The sequence below is a fragment of the Ruminiclostridium papyrosolvens C7 genome (assembly GCF_000421965.1).
GTDB lineage: Bacteria > Bacillota > Clostridia > Acetivibrionales > DSM-1351 > Ruminiclostridium > Ruminiclostridium papyrosolvens_A.
In genome coordinates this window covers 97,357-116,986 of record NZ_ATAY01000030.1, presented here as the reverse complement: position 1 = coordinate 116,986, position 19,630 = coordinate 97,357, and the positions used below count along the sequence as shown (strand labels likewise).

The 19,630-nt window shown below is 37.5% G+C and carries 17 protein-coding genes; 5 read left to right on the top strand and 12 right to left on the bottom strand.

Translation table 11 applies throughout. From position 1 onward, the window contains the following. Window positions 1-246: 246 nt before the first annotated feature. The 3 genes from L323_RS30265 to nifJ all read left to right on the top strand — a co-directional run bounded on the left by L323_RS30265 (window position 247) and on the right by nifJ (window position 4,976). Window positions 247-1,029, top strand: a complete 783-nt coding sequence (locus L323_RS30265) for a hypothetical protein (RefSeq protein ID WP_020815410.1) — start codon at window positions 247-249, stop codon at window positions 1,027-1,029. Between the two features lie 205 nt (window positions 1,030-1,234). Further along, window positions 1,235-1,426 carry a CDIF630_02480 family spore surface protein gene (locus tag L323_RS30260; RefSeq protein WP_014314405.1) on the top strand — a complete coding sequence of 64 codons (192 nt, stop codon included), beginning with the start codon at window positions 1,235-1,237 and terminating at the stop codon, window positions 1,424-1,426. A gap of 19 nt (window positions 1,427-1,445) precedes the next feature. Next, complete coding sequence (gene nifJ / locus L323_RS30255) at window positions 1,446-4,976, top strand: pyruvate:ferredoxin (flavodoxin) oxidoreductase (RefSeq protein ID WP_020815409.1); 3,531 nt, start codon at window positions 1,446-1,448, stop codon at window positions 4,974-4,976. A gap of 55 nt (window positions 4,977-5,031) precedes the next feature. On the opposite strand, the gene L323_RS30250 is transcribed toward nifJ, so the two are convergent. From L323_RS30250 to trmB, 11 genes are all read right to left on the bottom strand, one after another. Then, entirely contained in the window at window positions 5,032-5,943 is a 912-nt protein-coding gene (locus L323_RS30250; protein ID WP_020815408.1) for a metal ABC transporter substrate-binding protein, read from the bottom strand. Window positions 5,944-6,021: 78 nt separating this feature from the next. Beyond that, window positions 6,022-6,924, bottom strand: coding sequence for a carbohydrate kinase family protein (locus L323_RS30245; protein ID WP_020815407.1), 903 nt, complete (start codon window positions 6,922-6,924; stop codon window positions 6,022-6,024). Between the two features lie 29 nt (window positions 6,925-6,953). Further along, a complete protein-coding gene (locus L323_RS30240) occupies window positions 6,954-8,198 on the bottom strand; it encodes a sensor histidine kinase (RefSeq protein WP_020815406.1) in 1,245 nt (414 codons plus the stop codon). A gap of 24 nt (window positions 8,199-8,222) precedes the next feature. Further along, on the bottom strand, window positions 8,223-8,894 hold the full coding sequence (locus tag L323_RS30235; RefSeq protein WP_020815405.1) for a response regulator transcription factor: 672 nt from the start codon (window positions 8,892-8,894) through the stop codon (window positions 8,223-8,225). A 117-nt stretch (window positions 8,895-9,011) separates the two neighbouring features. Further along, complete coding sequence (locus L323_RS30230; RefSeq protein ID WP_020815404.1) at window positions 9,012-11,513, bottom strand: ABC transporter permease; 2,502 nt, start codon at window positions 11,511-11,513, stop codon at window positions 9,012-9,014. Continuing rightward, complete coding sequence (locus L323_RS30225; protein ID WP_020815403.1) at window positions 11,510-12,196, bottom strand: ABC transporter ATP-binding protein; 687 nt, start codon at window positions 12,194-12,196, stop codon at window positions 11,510-11,512. Before L323_RS30225 ends, L323_RS30230 begins: the two co-directional genes overlap by 4 nt. 215 nt (window positions 12,197-12,411) lie before the next feature. After that, the gene (locus L323_RS30220) at window positions 12,412-13,542 is read right to left on the bottom strand and encodes a glycosyl hydrolase family 8 (RefSeq protein ID WP_020815402.1); all 1,131 of its coding nucleotides are present in this window, start codon (window positions 13,540-13,542) and stop codon (window positions 12,412-12,414) included. A 68-nt stretch (window positions 13,543-13,610) separates the two neighbouring features. Then, complete coding sequence (gene corA, locus L323_RS30215; protein WP_020815401.1) at window positions 13,611-14,675, bottom strand: magnesium/cobalt transporter CorA; 1,065 nt, start codon at window positions 14,673-14,675, stop codon at window positions 13,611-13,613. 22 nt (window positions 14,676-14,697) lie between these two features. Beyond that, window positions 14,698-15,390: a helix-turn-helix domain-containing protein gene (locus L323_RS30210; RefSeq protein WP_020815400.1), complete on the bottom strand. Its 693-nt coding sequence runs from the start codon at window positions 15,388-15,390 to the stop codon at window positions 14,698-14,700. 54 nt (window positions 15,391-15,444) lie between these two features. Further along, the gene (locus L323_RS30205) at window positions 15,445-16,170 is read right to left on the bottom strand and encodes a class I SAM-dependent methyltransferase (RefSeq protein WP_020815399.1); all 726 of its coding nucleotides are present in this window, start codon (window positions 16,168-16,170) and stop codon (window positions 15,445-15,447) included. 2 nt (window positions 16,171-16,172) lie between these two features. Next, window positions 16,173-16,883, bottom strand: coding sequence for a tRNA (guanosine(46)-N7)-methyltransferase TrmB (gene trmB / locus L323_RS30200; RefSeq protein ID WP_020815398.1), 711 nt, complete (start codon window positions 16,881-16,883; stop codon window positions 16,173-16,175). A 299-nt stretch (window positions 16,884-17,182) separates the two neighbouring features. On the opposite strand from trmB, the gene L323_RS30195 reads away from it, so the two are divergent. Further along, on the top strand, window positions 17,183-18,028 hold the full coding sequence (locus L323_RS30195; protein WP_020815397.1) for an undecaprenyl-diphosphate phosphatase: 846 nt from the start codon (window positions 17,183-17,185) through the stop codon (window positions 18,026-18,028). Between the two features lie 56 nt (window positions 18,029-18,084). Here the strand turns inward: L323_RS30195 and L323_RS30190 are convergent, their stop codons facing one another. Then, the gene (locus L323_RS30190) at window positions 18,085-19,200 is read right to left on the bottom strand and encodes a copper amine oxidase N-terminal domain-containing protein (protein ID WP_020815396.1); all 1,116 of its coding nucleotides are present in this window, start codon (window positions 19,198-19,200) and stop codon (window positions 18,085-18,087) included. Window positions 19,201-19,469: 269 nt separating this feature from the next. On the opposite strand from L323_RS30190, the gene L323_RS41355 reads away from it, so the two are divergent. Continuing rightward, window positions 19,470-19,610, top strand: coding sequence for a hypothetical protein (locus L323_RS41355; RefSeq protein ID WP_165582686.1), 141 nt, complete (start codon window positions 19,470-19,472; stop codon window positions 19,608-19,610). The last annotated feature ends 20 nt before the right edge of the window (window positions 19,611-19,630 follow it).

The following is a 19,630-nucleotide window of genomic DNA, read 5'->3' as shown; positions in this document are numbered from 1 at the left end:
ATCGTATTGCACTTTTTGCCGTCGAATTGCACATATCGCTTCACTTTTGTCCAAAATACTGATATGATTAGCCTTGATAAGAAAAACGGGTATGGAGGGGATACTTTAGAGAGATACTAATCAAAAATTATCATTATGCATATAGTTACCTTATTTAAAAGCTTTCTTTCAGTAAATTTAAATGTTATTACTTAAAGAATAATAATGGTGTTTACAGCAAAATTTCAAACAAAGAGGCGAGGCAAATTGGATAGAATTAAGAAACTACGGTTAAGACCTATTGTAAATTTTAAGGTTGTCACCTTTTTGCCGGATGACGAAATCAACATATGTGAAACATGTAATCAGGCAAAAGTAGGCAATAAAGAGTTTCCTACACTGGAAAAGGCACTTAATTCCATAGATAGCCCGGAAGAAACTACTATCACTCTGCTCACAGATGTGAACCTTGGTGAATCCACGCTGACACTGGGTACTAATACTAATATAGTCCTTGATTTGGCAGGTCATAAAATCACCAGTAGAAATTTTGACGGTACAATATATCTGGAAGGTGCATTAACTTTGAAAGACTCCAGCGAAAAGGAAACTGGCGTAATTGAAAATTTATATCCAAAAGGTATGGGAATCTATTTTAATAGATCCGGTGTTCTTAAACTTGAAGGTGGAACAATAAAAGGCTATAGTGCATTATACAATTGGAGTAATACTCCCGCGCCTTTTGTAATAATGAACGGCGGAACATTGAAAGGTAGTTGGTACGGAATATCATATCTTGATGCAGCAAATATAATAATAAACAATGGCACAGTACAAGGCGGAGTTATGGCTTTTAATAATTGGGGTAAATCACAGCATTCATTCTACATTGGAGAATCCAGTTACATAAAAAAGGGTGCATTGCTACACAATGGTATAGCTAAGAAATATGATGCTACTGAAAATATTGTCATAGTTAAGAACCAATATGAAATTGTTAATTCGTTTTTTACACAGAGTGCTATTTCCTCTTCTTTTTCATTGGCTTAACTTATGATTTGATTAGTTACAAAATACCTGGTAAAAATATCGTCCGGTTAGGAAGTTAAAACTTCTAAACCGGACCTTTTTATATTTGTCTAATTACTACTTTTCGAATAAAAAAATTAATAAAGCAAATAATTTTTATATCTTATATTTTTGTATAGGGTTAATATTTCTCTTTTCATAATAATAATTATACTTGGAGGTAGTTATGAATAAAAAAGATGCACAACTAGACGGACGTGATAACAGGCGGAGGACAGCATACAGGCCCACAGACAATGAGGGAACGGCTGCCTGGACAAATGAGGCCACAAAGCAAAAGCACACTAATGTTGTAATTCCTAAAATTGAAGGTGTTTCAGAAGCAAAAAGCTGGGTAGATAATGGAAGTAAACTTTAATTACGGGGGTGTTTTTTAAATGTCAAAAATCAAAATGACGGTTGACGGTAATACTGCAGCTGCATATGTTTCCTATGCCTTTACCGATGTCGCTGCAATCTATCCCATAACACCATCATCAAACATGGCAGAGTCAGTTGACGAATGGTCTGCCAAAGGTAAAAAAAATATTTTCGGACAAAAAGTCCGGGTAGTTGAAATGCAGTCAGAAGCAGGCGCAGCAGGTGCCCTTCATGGTTCTCTTCAGGCAGGCGCCCTTACTACTACATTTACGGCTTCCCAAGGCTTGTTATTGATGATTCCGAATATGTACAAGGTTGCAGGAGAACTGCTGCCTGCTGTTTTCCATGTCAGTGCAAGAGCTATTGCAACCCATGCCCTCTCCATCTTCGGAGATCACCAGGATGTAATGGCAGCAAGGCAAACCGGAGTAGTCATGCTGGCTTCAGGTTCAGTTCAGGAAATAATGGATTTGGCACCTGTAGCCCATTTGGCTGCAATTAAAGGAAGACTTCCTTTCCTTCATTTCTTTGACGGATTCAGAACATCTCATGAAATACAGAAAGTCGAAGCACTTGAATATGAGGATCTGGCGAGTCTGGTTGATTATGAGGCAGTTAAGGAATTCAGAGACAGGGCCTTGTCTCCTAACCATCCTGTTACAAGGGGTACGGCTCAAAATCCTGATGTTTATTTCCAGGGTCGAGAAGCATCTAATCCTTTTTATAACGATATTGTTGGTATTGTTGAGGATTACATGAATAAGGTAGGGGCTCTCACAGGCCGCAAACATAGTCTTTTTGATTATTATGGAGCACCTGATGCCGAAAATATAATTGTTGCAATGGGTTCAATTACCGATGTTGTTGAAGAGACAATTGATTACATGAACAGTCAGGGTAAAAAGTACGGACTGGTAAAGGTTCACCTTTACAGACCATTTTCTGTAAAACATCTGCTTAATGCAATCCCTAAAACAGTTAAAAAAATAGCTGTTCTGGACAGGACAAAAGAGCCGGGTTCTGTAGGAGAGCCTTTATATCTTGATGTTAAAACTGCTTTTTACGATGTTCCCAATGCCCCTGTTATCGTAGGAGGAAGATTCGGTCTTGCTTCAAAGGATACTACCCCTTCGGATATCAAGGCAGTATATGACAATCTTGAACAGCAGAATCCTAAAAACCAGTTCACCATCGGTATAGACGATGACGTTACTCATACATCACTGCCAGCAAATGAAAAAATCAATGCAGAACCAAAGTCAACTATCAGATGCAAGTTCTGGGGGCTTGGTTCCGATGGAACTGTAGGAGCAAACAAACAGGCAATAAAGATTATAGGAGATCATACCGAGAAATATGCTCAGGGTTACTTTGCTTATGACTCAAAGAAATCAGGCGGAGTTACCATGTCCCATCTTAGGTTTGGCGATGAGCCTATAAAATCTGCTTATCTCATAAATGAGGCTGATTATGTTGCTTGTCATAATCAATCCTATGTGAACCAGTACGATTTGCTGAAAGGTATTAAAAAAGGCGGTATTTTTGTTTTAAACTGCCTGTGGGATGAAAAGGAACTGGAAGATCATCTTCCTGCTGAAATAAAACGGCAGATTTCCAGAAACAATATACAGTTCTACACAGTTAATGCAACAAAGATTGCTGAATCAATAGGTCTTGGAAACAGGATAAACATGATAATGCAGGCTGCTTTCTTTAAGCTTGCCAATATTATTCCTCTGGACGATGCCGTAAAATATCTCAAGCAAGCTGTTGTTAAGAGTTACGGCAATAAGGGTGAAAACATTGTCAAGGTTAATCATGAAGCAATTGACAAGGGTATTGACGCCATAGTAAAGATAAATGTACCTGACAGTTGGAAGGATGCACAGGATACGTCCAGCACTGACATTAAAGAGCCGGCATTTATAAGTGAAATCATGAGACCTATGAACGCAATGAAGGGTGAAGATCTTCCTGTAAGTGCATTTAAGGGAATTGAGGACGGAACTCTTCCAAACGGAACCTCAGCTTATGAAAAACGAGGCATTGCAGTTAACGTTCCCGAATGGATACCCGAGAACTGTATACAGTGTAATATTTGCTCTTTGGTATGTCCTCATGCAGTTATCAGGCCTATTCTTGCAACAGAAGACGAGTTGAAAGAAGCACCTGAATCCTTTGTTACCAAAAAGGCTGTGGGTAAAGGTCTTGAGGAGTACCAGTTCAGAATACAGATAAGTCCTATGGACTGTACAGGATGCGGCAACTGTGCCGATGTGTGTCCGGCTAAGGAAAAAGCTCTTGTTATGAAAAAGCTTAGTACTCAGACCGAACGTGAAATACCTAACTATGACTATTCAACCAGAAAAATCGGTTATAAAGGCGGTAACTTTGGAAATAAGACCATTAAGGACAGTCAGTTCAGAAAACCTTTGATGGAATTCTCCGGAGCATGTGCCGGCTGTGGTGAAACACCATATATTAAGCTTATAACACAACTTTACGGTGACAGGATGATGATTGCAAATGCTACAGGATGTTCATCCATATGGGCTGCCTCATATCCTACAAGCTCATATACGGTAAACCATGAAGGCAAAGGCCCGGCTTGGGCAAATTCCTTATTTGAGGATAATGCCGAATTTGGTTACGGTATGTACCTTGGTGTAAAACAAATAAGGGAACGTCTCAGAGATGTTGCCATTGAGCTTTTGGAACTTGACATTGAGGAAAGTCTGAGACCTTTATTATCAAAATGGCTGGAAAGTGTTGAAGACGGTGCAGTCTCCAAAGGAGCCAGTGAAGATTTAATTAATGCTCTACAGAGCTATTCAAATAAAGACCAGAAACAAATGCAGTTGGTTAATGAACTTCTTGAAAAGAAGGATTACCTCGTTAAACGTTCAATATGGGTAGTAGGCGGAGACGGCTGGGCTTATGATATAGGCTACGGCGGACTTGACCATGTTCTCTCTACCGGAGATGACATTAACATGCTTGTATTTGATACAGAAATTTATTCAAATACAGGTGGTCAGGCTTCCAAGGCAACTCCTACATCTGCTATTGCCAAGTTTGCTTCCTCCGGTAAGAAACAGGCTAAAAAGGATCTTGCCGCGCAAATGATGACTTACGGAAATGTCTATGTTGCACAGGTTGGAATAGGAGCGGACAGAAACCAGATGCTGAAGGCTATTGCTGAAGCCGAAGCATACAACGGGCCTTCCATTATTATTGCATATTCTCCATGTATAAGCCATGGAATCAAGGACGGCATGGGAAGAAGCATAGCAAATTCAGCAGCAGCTGTATCAGCCGGGTACTGGCACTTGTTCAGGTACAACCCTGATTTGAAGAAGGAAGGAAAGAATCCGTTTATACTGGATTCCAAAGAACCAAAGGAAAGCTTCAAGGAATTCCTGTTGTCACAGGTTAGATATTCATCTCTTGCCAAGATGTTCCCTGAAGAGGCTGAAGACTTATTCACTCGTGCAGAAGAACATGCAAAAGAAAAGTACGAGCGTTTAAAGCGTATGGCGGAAATGTAGACGAATAGTAAAAAACCAGTCCATTAATTTGGACTGGTTTTTTTATGAAAGATTTCTACTGATTCTCCTTAAAAGCCTTAACCAAAACTTTCAGATTCTCATCCATTGTCTTTATATAGCTGTCTGCGGGTGCATTTTTCTCACCTGTTACAACAGGATCAAGGAGATAAACCTTTGCACCGGTTTGTTTTGCAATTGATTCTGCCGCTTTTGCAGAATACTGAGGTTCTGCAAAGAGTACTTTTACGTTTGAACTTTTTATCTTGTCTATTAATCCTGCAAGCTCTCCGGCACTGGGTTCCGTTCCGGGTTCACGTTCCACCACAGATACTATATTCAAACCGAATTCCTTTGCAAAATACGGAAAAGCCTCATGAAAGGTGATAACATTCTTACTTTTGAAACCATCCAGTTCCTTGTGCATTTTTTCTCTCTGAGCCTCAAGCTGCTTTACATATTCAGAAGCATTTTTCCTGTAGGCTTCTGAATTTTTTGAATCTGCCTTTGCAAGTCCTTCAGAAATATTTTTGACTTCTTGTATCGCACCCGAAATACCTACCCAGACATGTGCATTATCTTCTCCGTTGGCATCTTTTAGGAGCTCCATGTCTTTTGAGGCTTCTACTATTTTAAGGGATGGCCTCTGCTTGATTACCTTGTCCATAAAAGACTCCATCCCTGCTCCGTTAATTACAAATATGTCTGCTTTTTCAAGGGTTTTTAAATCCGCAGGAACCATCTGGTAGTCATGAAGACAGCCTTGCTGTGGTTCTGTCATGTTTTCAACTTTTATACCGGGTATATCCTTAACAATGTTCTGAGTAAAAATATACATGGGATAAAAGGAAGTAACTATTGTAGTTTCTGCTTTTTTTGTAGTATTCGCCGTCCCGGTGGAACAGCCGGCTAATATAAAGGAGAACGCTAACGTTATTAACAACGTCCTTAAGAGTTTACCTTGTTTCAATAAAATTACCTCCGCCAAATGTTAAATGGGAATTATTCGCATTTATATTATATACCATTGTTATGATATATAAAACTATTATTTATTAATTAACTTATTTATTGTTCTCAAATCCGGAGGATACAATGCAAGGGGAAATCTGCTGCACACAGTTGCTGCCGTTGCTGCGGCAAATTGTACTATTTTTTCGTCACTCATTTTTTTTAGTACTCCATATATTGCCCCGGCCTTGAAAGAGTCTCCGGCACCCAGAGTACTCTGCACATTTACCTTGTAGGGTTTCATTCTTTTTATGGGTTGATTTTTTCGTCCGAACATGATGTCACGGGAGCCAAAAGTAAATATTACCAGACCTTCGGTATTTTCCGTATACTCTCTGAATAGTTCTTCTACATCCCTCTCATGATAATTGCTCCTGATAAACTCATTGGATACAATATTAACTTCCGAATATTTATGAATTACAGTATCATACTTGCAGTCAATAGTAACATACTTCTTCCCTAATTCGTGGCAGCAGTATGCAACTACTTCGGACTGTTCCATAAAGAAGGGGTCTAGTCCCACAACCTCGCAGTTTTCAATATCCTTACTGTCAGGCTTGCTCCATCTTTTTCTTTCATTACTGAAATATGCGCCAAATCTTCCGAAGCATGTTCTGGTATTTGTCCCTATTAACACCATGTCCTGCACCCCGTCAAAAGTCTCATCGAAGTAAACCCCTGACATATCAATTCCGAATTTCTCCACAAGATATTTTTCCAGAACTTCCTTGGTTCTTAGTCCCTGGAAGTTTCCATCAAGCTTTACGGTACAGCCAAGTGCAGACAGTACCACTGCACAGCTTCCGGTTTCTCCTCCCGGCAGTACATAGCTTTCCTTTATTTCGGAATATGTATCAGCTTCCGGGTACTCTCCTGCTAACAAATTCATTGTTGTAACCAAAGTCATGCCGTAAAGGTAAATATCGTATTTTTCCATTACATAACCCTCCTGAATATTTATTATTTTTAAAGGGGTTTCTTCATGAGTCTCACCGTAAATCTGGTACCTTTTCCCGTGGTACTGCTTACATATATTGACCCGTTCTGACCTTCCACAATAGTCTTTGTAATGTATAGTCCTATTCCGATATTTGTTGGATTGCAGCTGTAAGACCCTTTATAGAATCTGTCAAAGATTCTTGGAAGCTCATCCTTAGGAATCCCCTGCCCCTCGTCCTCAATGATTATCTGAACAAAAACATTATTTTCATCCCAGGATATCTTAATATCTCCTCCTGTATTGCTATGTTCTATACAATTTTTAATAATGTTTGAAAATGCTTCTGTAGTCCAGTTTATATCATGCTTTACTATAATGTTTGAAGAACCGTGGAGCCTTATATCCACATTTTTTTCAGAAGCAATTGCTTTAAGTGGGGAAAGACTTCTTTGAACCGTTTCAGAAATATCTGCTTCCTCCATTGTAAACTCAACTACTCCTGCCTCTAGTTTTGCCATTTTGAGTATATTTTTTATGAGCCATTCCATCCTATCCAGCTGATTCTTACTCTCCAAAACAAAACCATCCCTTTCCTCCTCGGAAAGAGTACTGTCATTTTTCATTATGTCGTTAAACATTATAAGAGAAGCAAGGGGTGTTTTAAGCTGATGGGAAATGTCTGCCATAATTCTTTTCAAAAAAATCTTTTCATTCTCCAGCGCTTGAACATTTTCACTTAAACGTTCACTCATGCAATTTATCTGATATATCAGATATCCGATATCGCCTTCTTGGGTATCCCCTTTTATTGAATCGTAATTTCCTTCAACAATGGCTTCCGCACTAATACTGATTTTTCTTATTTTAGAGAAAACTCTGTTAAAACAAAGGACACAAAATAAAATCAGAACCGCCCAAAACAATATAAGTGTTATTCCTATTCTGGTATTTGCCTTTCTAAAGCTATTTTCAACCATATAATTTTTTTCTACCCCAAGGCTTTCGTCATAGGAATATTTCTTTAAAATTGATTTTCCATACTCATAGTCTTCCTGGAAGCCCTTTGTGTAGTTCTTAACAATATCACTTTCCAACTGCGGATATTGCTTTACAATAGCACCTATCACCGCAGTATTTTGCTGGATTTGTATTTTATTAACAGAATTTGCAAAGTTTTTCACTGTGTAATAAGAAACAGCACCGCAAGCTATAAGTAAAACTGTAATTATCCCTATGATAAGCTGGATTTCTTTATTTTTCAGAAGCTTCAATATATAACCTCCATGTGTACGCTATCATTCTTTCCACATATACCCAAATCCTCTCACTGTCTCTATGTGCTTTTCATCTCCGGCTTCAATCTTTTCACGGAGTCTTTTCATATAAACATTGAGAGTATTATAATCAACAAAATTACTGTCAATATCCCATAGCTTTTCAATAATCGTGTTTCTGCTTATTACATTCCCTTTATTTTCAAGCAGCACAAGCAATAGCTTATATTCAACAGCTGTGAGAAAAACCTCCTCCGAATTTACATAAACTTTGCATTTCAAGGGTTCAACCACTACATTTCCACTGGTGATTTTCCCCGTATCCACACCCTCAACCTGCTTCTGCCTTCTCATAATGGCATTTATCCTTGATATCAACTCGCTGGTTCTTACAGGCTTTGAAATATAGTCATCACCGCCTATATCAAGTCCGAATACTACATTAGGCTCATCATCAAGAGCTGTCATAAAAATAATAGGTACATTGCTGGTCTGCCGTATCTGCTTGCAAAAATCATATCCATTTCCGTCAGGAAGAGTAACATCCAGCAGAATTAATTGTATATCTTCATTAAACATCCGGTGCGCGTCTTTAATATTCTTTGCGATTGATACCGCAAAATCCTGCTTTTTCAATGCATATTCAATCCCCATAGCAAGTGGTGCATCGTCTTCCACAAGTAATATATTCATGGATTGTTGCCTCCTTTATACATTAGGATATTAGTATAATTATACACTATAAATAAAATATATATAGCCTGCCGGGAATCCGGCAGGCTATATCAAACCTAAATAACCGACTTAAACTTACTCTTCAACACGAAGTGATTCCACAATGTTCATATCGTTCAATTTTCTCAATGGGAACAGTGCGGCTAACAGTGTTATTGCAATCATTCCCAGACCTCCGTATACGTATGGCCACCAAGCTGCTTGGTATCCAATATCGCCAACTGGATTATTGTTGATAATACCAAAATAGGTAAGCAGGAAGGCGATAGGCAATCCTATTATACAAGCAATTATTCCGAATAAGGCTCCTTCCAGCAGAACCAGCTTCTGAAATTGTCCCTTAGTCATACCGATAGCCTTAAAAGTAGCGTACTCTCTCTTTTTCACAAGAAGATTGATTGTTACCGTATTAATTATATTTACAGTTGATATAAGTATTATAAGGCTGATAAATCCGTAAACTAAAATCATCATCTGATTCATCTGGTCGTCAAACTGTTTTTTCTGCTTATATACATCAATGTACTGAGCCTTGTTTTCGTCAGCAAGCATGTTGAGCTTCTCATAATTTTGTTCAGCATGTTCCGGTGAATCGAAATTTAATGCCAGTATTGATAGTTCATTTGTTCCTGTCAGCCTCTTAAAACTGTCATGTGACATTATTATACCAAAGCTGTTGTATGGGATATTTTGTAATACTGTCTCATACTCAACCACACCTGCTACCTTAAAGGTAATGGTTTTGCCATTATCAATAAGTCGCTTCAGCTGTTCGGTATCAGGATTTTTTAAATAACTGCTGTTTAAAACAGGCATCTTTATTTCGTCCCCTACCTTGTATCTTGTAAAGCTGTCAAAGATTGTGGTTTTATCCATACGGCCTCTTGCCTTATTTACAATGATTACTTCATTTTTATTTTTAAAGCTGTCATAATCAATATTTGTTTTGTTTTCTTTGTTGAAAAGCTTAAGGCAATTCTCATCATAGCCTATCAGATTAACACTGTTGATAAAATAGTTCTGTCCATATTGTTCAGGCTTTTCGTTGTTGTTTAATGCATCCGTAAATTTCTCTGAAAGCATTTTCTTATCGAGGGCATACGTAATATACTTGTTAGTCATTTCGTATGTTTCTTTTATTCCATCCAGTTCCTTAACCTGTTTCGGAAGATTGCCCAGATTGACATCGCTGGTATTAACAAAAGTACCCTCAACCTTTACAGCTTGGGTTGCAATCTTGTTGCTCTGGAGAAATATATCAATAAAATTGGAGAAAAATACGAACATAACAATGGATATCATAAGTGATATACAAGTAATATAAAATCTCTTTCTGTTTCTTTTAATGTTCTTGTATGCAACCTGGCCCTCAAAGCTGAAAAGCAGTCTGGCCCAGAATCCTCCTCTTCTTTTAACCTTGTCTCCCTTTACAACTACAGTACCCCTTATTGCATCTATAGGTGATACCTTTGATGCTGTTCTTGCCGGGAAAAATGCAGAAATAAACACTGTGAAAATTCCTAAAATAGCAGCAACAATAATTACCTGCGGATAGAAGCCGATTTGGAATGCTCCAAGGAAGCCATTTATAAAGAGTCTAAATGTAATAAATATTCCTGCAAAGCCTGAAATAATACCAATTGGTATAGATATTGCACTCATTATTGCAGCTTCTCTGAAAACCAGCCTTCTTATCTGGGCTTTGGTTGCTCCGATGCTTCGGAGTATGCCGAAATGCTTGATTCTTTCCATTACTGATATATTAAATGCATTATAGATAACCACCACCGTACATATAACAACAAATCCTGCAATTATGGCAAATATCTCATCCATACCATCGTTTCTGGTTTTGTCTGGCCCTTCACCCATAAGGTATAAAAGGCGTGTGTTTATTTCCAGTTTTACATTATTTGCTTTTGCTATTTTTTGTGCGTTATCAACTATGTTTTTTCCGCTTTTCATATTTGCATAAAAGATATAATCCTTTGAATCGGAAGAAGTCTTGATATCCAGATAGGTTAATGCGGTGTTAGTGATATAGTTGCTATCGTATACCCCTACAATCGTATACTCTTTCTCACTTGACGAGTTGTCCTTTCCTGTCAAAGCACCCTTTAGTACGTTACTTATTTTTTTGTTTTTTAAAACAGCACTTATTTTTTTGTCTATCAATATTTCGGAGCTGTTCTTAGGGAGCCGCCCTTCTATCAGCTTGACATTGAATATATCTTTAAAAGCCGCAGCATCATAGCTTTTTATGTCAAGGGTTCTCAAGGATTCTGTCAATTTATCTGTTTCAAACTTATATGTGCCTTCCAGTCTTATTGCTCCGCCATTTTTTAACTCAGCATTGGAATATAAAGTATTAACATTTTCTTTTCCTAAATCGTAGAAATAAACTTCATAATCACCGTTTGCCTTTGCATTTTGAATTTCACCATCTATTGCACTGTAGTAAATACTTCCTATAGCCGTAAACATTGCTATGGCTATAATAATTCCGATAAGAGTAAGTATGGTTCTTCCTTTATGCTTTTTTAAATACCTCGAGGTAAGTGCTGAATAGTTTTTCATTGTCTCACCACCTCATCGGAAGAGATTTTACCGTCCACTATACTTATGACCCTGTCTGCCATGCTTGCTATATTCATGTCATGTGAAATGAGTATAAGTGTCTGGTTATATTTTTTTGCCGAGTATTTTAACAATTCCAGAACCTCTCTGGAGTTTTTTGTATCAAGGTTTCCTGTGGGCTCATCAGCGAGAATTATTGATGGTTTGTTTGCAAGTGCCCTACCTATTGAAACACGCTGTTGCTGCCCTCCCGAAAGTTCTGATGGCAGGTGTTTTCTTCTGTCTTTTAAATCAAGTATTTTAAGCAGTTCGTCAATGTATTGCTTATCTTCCTTCCTGTTGTCCAGAAGCAGGGGCATTAGAATATTCTCTTCTGCTGTTAATACGGGGATAAGGTTATATGCCTGAAATACAAAACCCACTTTTCTTCTTCTTAGTATGGATAAGTCCTTTTCCCTGAGTCCGTAAATATCCTTGTCGTCAATATATACTTTACCCGATGTAGGTTTATCAACTCCCCCGATTAAATGCAGCAGTGTGCTTTTGCCGGAGCCGCTTGGCCCTATAATTGCGACGAACTCGCCTTTTTCAACTGAAAAACTTATATTGTCAACTGCGGTTACCTCATTTTGTCCTTTTCCATATTTCTTTGTCAAATTTTCAATTCTTAAAACTTCTTTCATTTTTATTACCTCCATATATCCTTTAGTTCATTTAAACTAATAGTAAATTATTTTAAAAGCAATCCGCGGCGATGCTTATCCTTCATATACAAGATTATACGGAGCTAAAATTACAATTGCATAAATTTTAAAATTACAAATCTGTAAGGTTAAAATAAAAAAGTACAGAGACTATTTTTAAAATAATCATCTGCACATTTGTCTGTATCAAAAAACTAAATGTATATATTGAATTTACCTGCCAACATTAACAAGCTGAAAAAGTAAAGACAGTTATCGTAATACCTGCGTTCTCCTTTTCTTAAGGGGAGTTCCCAAAAGTCCTTAACCCACTGCTGTCTGTATTTCCCTTTTGCTGCCAAGGAACCGGCAGCATTGGTTGCAATTATTGCAACCGGGTGCATTGCAGGCTCATCAAAGGGTTCTCCTTTAATAGTATAGGCCTTGTATTCGCCCAGTTCGGTATTTTCGCTGAAAAATGCCTGCAATTTATCTACTAGCTCTCCCAGAGACTCGTCCTTGTTGAACCATGATGCATCCAAACCTATATTCATCGCTACCCGGTATGCATCTGAATAAAATTCATAATCCCGAAACAGCAACTTGGGAGTACCGTCAAAATTTGCGTACTCAGGCGCCATCCCGGTATCCTTGTTACATGACAGATGCAGATACCTTCTGCTTTCCTCTGCTGCTTTTTCCCAAAAGGGCCTGTCCTGTTCATCTGCCTTTAGTGCAAAAAGCTCATAAAAATGGGGCAAATGGTATGATGGGTCTGAATAAGCTGCTTCCGGGACAAATTTGATATAGTGGTTTGAATTGTCCCACATAGCTTTTCCGCCTTTAACAATTTCCGGTTGATGCAGACAGTGTCTTAAAATTTCTCTTGCCTGAACACTGTAGTCAAAAGGCGGAATCCCGTCACCCCACCTGCTGCCGGCAAAGAAAAGAGCCATTGCAAAATACTCTTCACCGTCCGGTGCAGGGCCGTCATAATTTTTAGTACCGTCGGTTGCCACAGACCATGCAAAATATCCCTGATACTTCCCCTTAGTATGTTGCATATATGTTTTTGAAAAGAGCCATAGTCTGTCAAATATGTCCTTTCGGTCCATCTGAACAGCCATCATCATGCCGTAACTCATTCCCTCAGTCCGTGCATCATTATTACCCGTATCCAATATATATCCCATGTCATTACCCATTTCAAAATAAATTCTCTCCTTGGGGTCAAAAAACATGGTATTAAAAGTTTCATCTATCTTTTTATTGATTAATTCATCGGAAATACCTATTTCAGAAAACAAATCAGGATATAGTTGTGTATAGTATGCTCCGTTTGTCATTATGTAACCTCCTGTTTTTTCTCATTTTATAATAAAATTTTGCATTCTTCAATGAATATTAGCTTTTACTACCACCACTTTTTCTTTTTGAAATAATAGAGCATAGAGGCGGCAATTGCAATCATTATCACCCATAAAACAGGATACATGTAAGGCCAGCCCAATTCAGGCATATTTCTGATATTCATGCCGTATATTCCTACAATAAAGGATAAGGGCATAAAGACAGTGGATATAATCGTGAGTACCTTCATAATTTCGTTCATACGGTTACTGGTACTTGAAAGATATATATCCAGCATACTTGAGAGTATATCTCTGATGGTTTCGGTTGTATCCATAGCCTGAACAACGTGATCATATAAATCTCTTATAAAAATGTTAGTAGACTCATTTATCAGCTCGATTTCACCTCGTTCAAGGGAAGACAGAACATCCCTTAAAGGCCAGACTGCCTTGTGAAGAAACAAAACCTGCCTTTTTAGCTTATGTATGGTTTTAAGGGTCTTTGAAGTAGTCCGTACTATCAGCTCATCCTCTGCAATCTCAATCTCTTCACTGAAGTCCTCCAGTACGGTAAAATAGTTGTCCACAATTATGTCCAGCAGACAATACATAAGGTAATCTGTGCCAAGCTTTCTTATTCTGCCTGCACTAAGACTTAATCTCTTAATTACCGGTGCAAAAATGTCCGTATCCTTTTCACAAAAGGATATAACAAAATTCTTACCGAGAACAAGGCTGATTTGCTCTATATCGAACTCTCCGAGCCTTCTGTCATAGGAAATCATCTTTGCACAAATATACATATAGTCCTGACTAAACTCGATTTTGGGACGTTGGTCAGTATTGAGGATGTCCTCCATAACCAGTGGATGCAGACCGAATTTTTCGCCTATTTCAGCCAGAACCTCCGTCTCATGCAGGCCTTCAATATTCAACCAAAGTGCTTTTCCTTCAGATTGTTTTATTTCAGACAAGTTTTTGGAAGAAATATTACTTTGCCTGAAGGTATCTTCTCCATACTCAATCTGAGTTATAACCGTGGTATCCCTTTTTTTCTCACCAATATGAACAAGACTTCCCGGAGGAAGTCCTAGTGTTTTTAAACGGGATTTTACAATTTTTTGCATATCATTAAACCCTCTGCTTTGCTTAAAGAATCACTTCCAGCTTTACCAGTCTGGCAATTACCTTAACTTCCTTAGTACCCACCGTTTCCGTTATAAGGGTCCCCCGGTTGTATACCAGAAGTAGCTTGTCCCCCTGAAGTTTCTTAACCTGTCTTACAGCTCTCTCTTCGTTATATTCAATAAGAAAAATACCGTCCTTGTCTATCTGATTTTCAAGAATGCCTAAGGCTCTGTCCCCTTTAAATATTCTGAAACCGGCCATGTCAGTGTCTTCAATATTCAGATAGAATACCTTTTCTTTTGCATAACCCTCAACCTTGTTTTTTTCGATTGGAAGCAGTTTTTTGTCAATAATCCTGTCCATTTTGTAGCCATAAACCGGTACAGTTTTCAAAATATTACCGAATGCATCATCCCACACCTGCTGTACAGGCTCATTAGAAACAACAGGTGCCACTTTTTTAACGGGACGGACACTATCATTATTTCCAATACCCGGTGCAAACTTATCATCTGAAGCAAAAAGTCCGATAGGCCCAAGTTCAAAGTCAAGTGCTTTAGAAATTCTGCCAATCATGTCGTCACTAACTATTTTTTTACCTGATTCTATATCCAGTACAAAACTTTCTGAAACTCCCAATGCCTTTGCAAGCTGCTTTGGAGTCTTTCCTTTTTTCAGCCTCACCTTATTTATTTCTTGGCCTATTCTGCTCATAAATAACAATCCCTTCCCCGTTAAATTACATCATCACCGTATACTAAAGACATGCTATCTTGCCCAAAGTACCAGCATATATGAGTTGTACTTGTCAAACTCATTCCCGTTAAAATCTGCAAAAAGCTTTACTCTTTTGAACCCTGCCTCTGAAACCGCTTCTACCAGATCATCCTCTCTAAGGGGATAAAGAGGTATTTCATTTTTGTATACTTCTCCGTCAACACTAAGACAAGTATTAAAATATATCCTGTTGCAGCCCCTGTCGTACCTGTAGTTTCTCTCAAAAGTAAGTCCTACATCTTTGTTCTCAATAGTCGGCAGGCTTTTAATATCTCTAAGTATTATTCTGTCAAAGTTTATTATCTGAAGAACAAGATTGCCTTCTTTACCCGTCAGCTGTTTTGCAGTCTTTACAAATTCTCTTATCTGTTCCAGATTTTCAAGATGCACTATGGAATTCCCAATGCAAAAAACCAAATCAAAGCTATCAGAAATCTTATTCTGCAACTCAAGCATATTTCCCTGCATAAACCTTACAGATTGATTATTTTCTTTTGCTTTAATTTCAAGTCTGTGTATCATTTCTTTGTCTAAATCCACAGCCGTTACATTGTAGCCCTGTCTGTTCAGTTCAAGAGAATACCCCCCTGTTCCACAGGCTATATCCAGTACGGATTTTGGCGGTTCTCCCGCAATCTCCCTAAGGAAATCAATCTGCTCTTTTCCCGTAGGAAAAATGTAATCATAATATTTAGATATCTTTTGATAAAATGACATAGTTAATTTTCCTCTTTTGTATTTATACCAATGCAAGCAACTTCAAGTATTTCCATTTTATATTCTGCAATCAGGAACTTTATTGGAATTCCATCTTCAGAGAACATTATCTCATGTTCTGTTGGAACATTCTCCTCAAAGCCGCTTTCATGTAAATTCCAGGTTTTATATTTTATTATAAACCCATTTTCTTCAAAATATTTTACTGAATCTTCAAAAAGACCGTCATCATCGGTCTTAAACCAAATTTCCGCACCTGACGTCATAAATTGTTTATACTTTACAAGCTGTTTACCATGTGTCAGTCTTTTTTTCTTATACGGAGTCTTAGGCCACGGATTGCAGAAGTTAATATAAATCTTGTCAATTGAGTCTGCAGTGTCCAGCATATTGTCAATTAATTCAATATTCTGGGACATAAGCCTGATATTCTTTATTTCTTTAATACCTTTTTCATTATATTCTTTCTCAATCTTACGTTTTGCAAGTCCAAGAACTTCACTTTTTAAATCTATAGCTATATAGTTGATGTTTTGATTATCAGCAGCAAGCCTCGATATAAAGCCTCCCTTGCCGCACCCCAGTTCCACATGTATGGGATTGCTGTTGCCAAAAAACTCCCGCCATCTGCCCTTATATCCGGGCGGATCACCCACATAAAAATCACATGCCGCCAGTTCAGGTCTTGCCCATGGTTTTCTTCTAAGCCTCACAGTATACACTCCCGTTTAATAAAATAAATATACAAAAATATTTTACAGTCCACACACACCCCTGTCCATAATAATTTATACCCATTATGCCATAAATAAGCTAAATTTTGTTATTTCCTATCCAATTCTCTTGAAACGGGTACATTTCAGACAATGGCGTCTCTAAAATCGTAAAATTAAATGTTATTACCCGGTGTCAAAGTTTGCTTGACTAACTTTGAGTATTTAAGTAACCTATATACAAAAGGCAATAGGCAGGAAATACAATTCAAATTTAATATGAAAAAAGGTGGTAGGAAATGGATACTTTGTTATTTGTGCTTAAATCAATAGTTCTGGGAATTGTTGAAGGTGTCACTGAATTTCTCCCTATTTCTTCAACAGGGCATTTGATTATTTTTGAAAATATAATGGGGTTTAAAAGTGCCAGCCCAAACTATGTTGAAATGTATACATATGTAATTCAGTTAGGTGCCATATTGGCAGTTGTTCTGCTATATTGGAAAAAGATAAAGGAAACTATTATAAATTTCTTTCCTCAGAAGGTTGGGTATGAAAAGTCAGGTTTCAAATTCTGGTTTATGATTTTTATAGCCTGCCTCCCCGGAGCAGCTGTTAAGCTTCTACTGGATAAGCCCGTTGAAAAATATCTTATGACTCCTGTCACAGTAGCTATTGTTCTGATACTAGGCGGTTTGTGGATGATATATGCAGAAAAGAGATTCCGAAACAACAATCTAGGTAAGCAAAAGCTGAGCGTAACTCCAAAGCAAGCCTTGATAATCGGTGCTTTTCAGTGTCTGGCAATAATTCCGGGTATGTCCCGTTCCGCCTCAACAATTATAGGTGGATGGGTCGCTGGTCTTTCTACTGTTGTAGGAGCAGAGTTTTCATTCTTCCTTGCCATTCCGGTCATGTTTGGCTATAGCCTTTTGGAAATTATCAAAATCGGAGGCCTGACCTCACTTCCGGCTGCCGAACTAATCTCCCTTGTAGTTGGGTTTGTAGTAGCGTTTTTAGTATCTGTAGCTGTAATCAGTCAGTTTATTTCATATCTGAAAAGAAAGCCTCTCAAATCCTTTGCAATATACAGAATGATTTTTGCAGTTATAGTTTTAATAGCAGGATTTATGGGATTCTTTTAAATAGTGGCAAATTAAAAGCCTTGCAGCGTATCAGACGGTGCAAGGCTTTTAATTTATTATGAGTTCAAATCACTTGGCATTTCTACCTCAAAGTTTCCGTTTATATCTGAAAAATTCATTTGGTAGGTTACTGAAAAATTGTACTTTGTACCTTCTATATCAGTAGTTCCTGATTCTTTTAATATAATTTTACTGATACAGTTTGTACTTGTATTTATAGTCAACTCAACGTATTTTGAAGAAATTTGATTTTTGATTAACTCCTGACTGGTTAAAAAATCGGATAATGTACTACCGATAATAACGTTTCCTTTAAGAATTACTTCGTTCTTATCTTTTCCGTTAACGGAAGTTAACGCAGATAAAATAGTATTGTCATACTTTACTAAAGAATTGAACGCAAAGCCGTCAGTAAATTCTTTCTCGCTCATATCCTCATGAGTCCATTCTCCCTGGTCAACCTGGGAATATTGCTTGTTGTCATTCATGGCAATAAGAATATTATTCTCTGTAACTTCACCATTTGTATTCATTTTGTAGTTAATAGTACTGAAGGCTTTTTTTGATTTTAAATCCATTAAAGTTGATACAGGTGCAGTAAGTTTTATATCAAGGCCAGTTCCCTTTAATGAAAGCTCTGCATTCTCTTTGACCTTTAACTTTGAAACTGAATTCATTGATTTTAGAACATTGTCTAAAAGTAACTTGTTTTTTGAAAATGAGGATTTATCTCTTAGGAAATATGTATTGGTCTGACTATCCTTATTTATATTTCTGCCAAAACAGTCTGCAACAAAATCAACCGGAAAATATGCTTTACTTTTATATAAAAATGGCTTTACGGAAACAGTTTTTTTAGTACCGTTTAATGTGGCAGTTGAACTGTTAATCTGCATAACAAGCTTTGTTTTTCCCTTTGTTAAAGTAAGCTTTGTTTTACTTTTATCCCAAACCTGACCGGTTTTAGCTACTCCCAAACCTGTAAACACTTCTGTGGACAGCATAAGCTTTTTATCCTTGATTATGGCCACATTGGAAAGCTTTAGCGGAACTCCGTCAATAATAATCTTTGCCGCCTTATCCTCTTGTACGGAGCTGGTCTGCGCTGCCATAACAATTCCGGTGTTAAGAAGCAACATAATACATAGAAGTACGGCAATAATTTTTTTCATTTAGATAAATCCTCCTTTGAATTGGTTAATATTTACTGATTAATCGCCAATATATATATCGGCAGATATCCTCCTATGCCTAAGCAATAACAAATGGGGTTGTCGAAAAATTAATTTTTATCTTTCTTAACCTATACTTAGAGTATAAATTATATCAATGGAAGCTTGATTAAAGATATTTGCAGTTGTTTATGGTTGAACATGGATATTTTACCGGAAAACTTACACGATGTAAGTTTTAGCGAAACCATGAATTATGGACGATGAATGTGAGCGACGGTAAAATATCCTATGATGAGCCGCCAGAAACTCTTGCAAATATCTTGGAAGCAATCATTGATATAATTTTATACGGTAGTACCAGTGTTAAAACAGAAAAACTATCTGTTTTTCGACAACCCCATTTTTAAAATCTTAGACTGTTTATTCA

Bases quoted from the DNA above. Each gene is read 5' to 3' on its own strand.
- L323_RS30260 (WP_014314405.1), top strand. From the start codon at position 1,235: ATGAATAAAAAAGATGCACAACTAGACGGACGTGATAACAGGCGGAGG.
- nifJ (WP_020815409.1), top strand. From the start codon at position 1,446: ATGTCAAAAATCAAAATGACGGTTGACGGTAATACTGCAGCTGCATAT.
- L323_RS30245 (WP_020815407.1), bottom strand. From the start codon at position 6,924: ATGGAAAAATACGATATTTACCTTTACGGCATGACTTTGGTTACAACA.
- L323_RS30235 (WP_020815405.1), bottom strand. From the start codon at position 8,894: ATGAATATATTACTTGTGGAAGACGATGCACCACTTGCTATGGGGATT.
- L323_RS30230 (WP_020815404.1), bottom strand. From the start codon at position 11,513: ATGAAAAACTATTCAGCACTTACCTCGAGGTATTTAAAAAAGCATAAA.
- L323_RS30225 (WP_020815403.1), bottom strand. From the start codon at position 12,196: ATGAAAGAAGTTTTAAGAATTGAAAATTTGACAAAGAAATATGGAAAA.
- L323_RS30220 (WP_020815402.1), bottom strand. From the start codon at position 13,542: ATGACAAACGGAGCATACTATACACAACTATATCCTGATTTGTTTTCT.
- corA (WP_020815401.1), bottom strand. From the start codon at position 14,675: ATGCAAAAAATTGTAAAATCCCGTTTAAAAACACTAGGACTTCCTCCG.
- L323_RS30210 (WP_020815400.1), bottom strand. From the start codon at position 15,390: ATGAGCAGAATAGGCCAAGAAATAAATAAGGTGAGGCTGAAAAAAGGA.
- L323_RS30205 (WP_020815399.1), bottom strand. From the start codon at position 16,170: ATGTCATTTTATCAAAAGATATCTAAATATTATGATTACATTTTTCCT.
- L323_RS30195 (WP_020815397.1), top strand. From the start codon at position 17,183: ATGGATACTTTGTTATTTGTGCTTAAATCAATAGTTCTGGGAATTGTT.
- L323_RS30190 (WP_020815396.1), bottom strand. From the start codon at position 19,200: ATGAAAAAAATTATTGCCGTACTTCTATGTATTATGTTGCTTCTTAAC.